2 protein-coding genes are annotated in these 1,309 nt (G+C 63.3%); one reads left to right on the top strand and one right to left on the bottom strand.

Translation table 11 applies throughout. From position 1 onward, the window contains the following. Window positions 1–58: 58 nt before the first annotated feature. Complete coding sequence (locus AD89_RS0117475) at window positions 59–460, bottom strand: VOC family protein (RefSeq protein ID WP_025780933.1); 402 nt, start codon at window positions 458–460, stop codon at window positions 59–61. Between the two features lie 159 nt (window positions 461–619). Between AD89_RS0117475 and AD89_RS0117470 the strand changes: the two genes are divergently transcribed. Continuing rightward, the coding region (locus AD89_RS0117470; RefSeq protein WP_025780931.1) for a helix-turn-helix transcriptional regulator at window positions 620–1,309 on the top strand (690 nt) is incomplete at its 3' end.

The raw sequence follows: 1,309 nt of genomic DNA, 5'->3' as shown, positions 1-1,309 counted from the left end.
TATCTGGGCCGCCGTCAGGTTGTTTGGGGAGGGGCTCACCGGGGCCCAATGCGCGACGTCAGTGGGCGCCCTTCCAATGCGGGCTGTACATGAGTCCGAGCACATTGCCGAAAGGGTCCACCACTGAAGCGGTCACGAATTCCGGCCCCCGCGGGGTCACCGGCATATGCACAGTCGCGCCGCGGTCGACGAGATCTGCCACTGCCGCCTCGACGTCGTCGACGTGCCAATATGTCACCGAGCTGCTTCCCGGAGCTGTCCCGGCGGGCGAATATGTCCGGTCCATGACCCCCAGCTCGTCTTCATCGGGTCCGACGCGGAACTCGACGTAAGCCGCCGGCCCCTCGGCAGGCTGGCGGAAGTAGGGCTCCATTCCCAGATAGTCCGCATACCAGTTCGCGGCTGCCGCCACATCATCGGCGGTGAGCACCATCGTCGTCAGTCCCTGGATTCCATTCATGGCCTTGTCCTTCTCTCTACATCGCCGCCGCGCTTCGCAGTCATACCGTTGCAGCACCAAGTCTCTGGCGGCCCCTCATCCACCCGTCTGGATGAACAATGCTCACTTTTCCAGCAAAAGTGATCACCAAACGATCACTTTTATTGAGATACTTCAACTATGCGTGCAGACCGGCTCATCGCTCTCGTTCTCTTCCTGCAGTCCCGCGGGAAAGTGACCGCCGCCGAGGTGGCTGCTGAACTCGACGTCTCGATTCCCACGGCTCGCCGCGACCTCGAAGCCCTGGCCGGGGCCGGAGTTCCCGTGTATGGGCGGCCTGGCCGAGGCGGAGGCTGGCAGCTCGTCGGAGGGTCACGCACGAATCTCACCGGCTTGTCGGGACACGAGTCCAAGTCGCTGTTCTGGATGCTCGGTACCGCCGGGCTCTCCGATCCGGGAACCCGGGCTGCCACACGCAAACTCATCCGCGCCCTGCCCGAGACCCTGCGGGACGAAGCCGAGATCCTCGCGACGAGGATCCACTATGACCACACAACTTGGGGAGAACCGCCGCGAACCGCTGATCGCAGCGAGATCCTCGACGATCTTCGGACTGCGCTGGTGAGAACGGCAGACCTTCGCATCTCCTATTCCAACCGCAACGGCACCTCTGAGGCGATCACCATTCGGCCGTTGGGACTCGTGGCGAAAGCCGGGATCTGGTATCTCATCGCACGCCCGCGCCTCGTTGGCGCGCCTCGTACCTTCAAGATTGATCGGATCGACAAGACCGAGAAGGTCGACACAGGCAACGTCTCGCCCGCAGACCAGATCGAGGACCGAGCCGGACACGGCACCGGTGCCGTTGAG

This window comes from Brevibacterium sp. VCM10 (genome assembly GCF_000583215.1).
GTDB lineage: Bacteria > Actinomycetota > Actinomycetes > Actinomycetales > Brevibacteriaceae > Brevibacterium > Brevibacterium linens.
Note: the sequence above shows the minus strand (reverse complement) of the source record. Positions and strands in the feature narration are given on the sequence as shown.

Excerpts from the sequence above, each read along its gene's own strand:
- AD89_RS0117475 (WP_025780933.1), bottom strand. The coding sequence starts at position 460 with ATGAATGGAATCCAGGGACTGACGACGATGGTGCTCACCGCCGATGAT.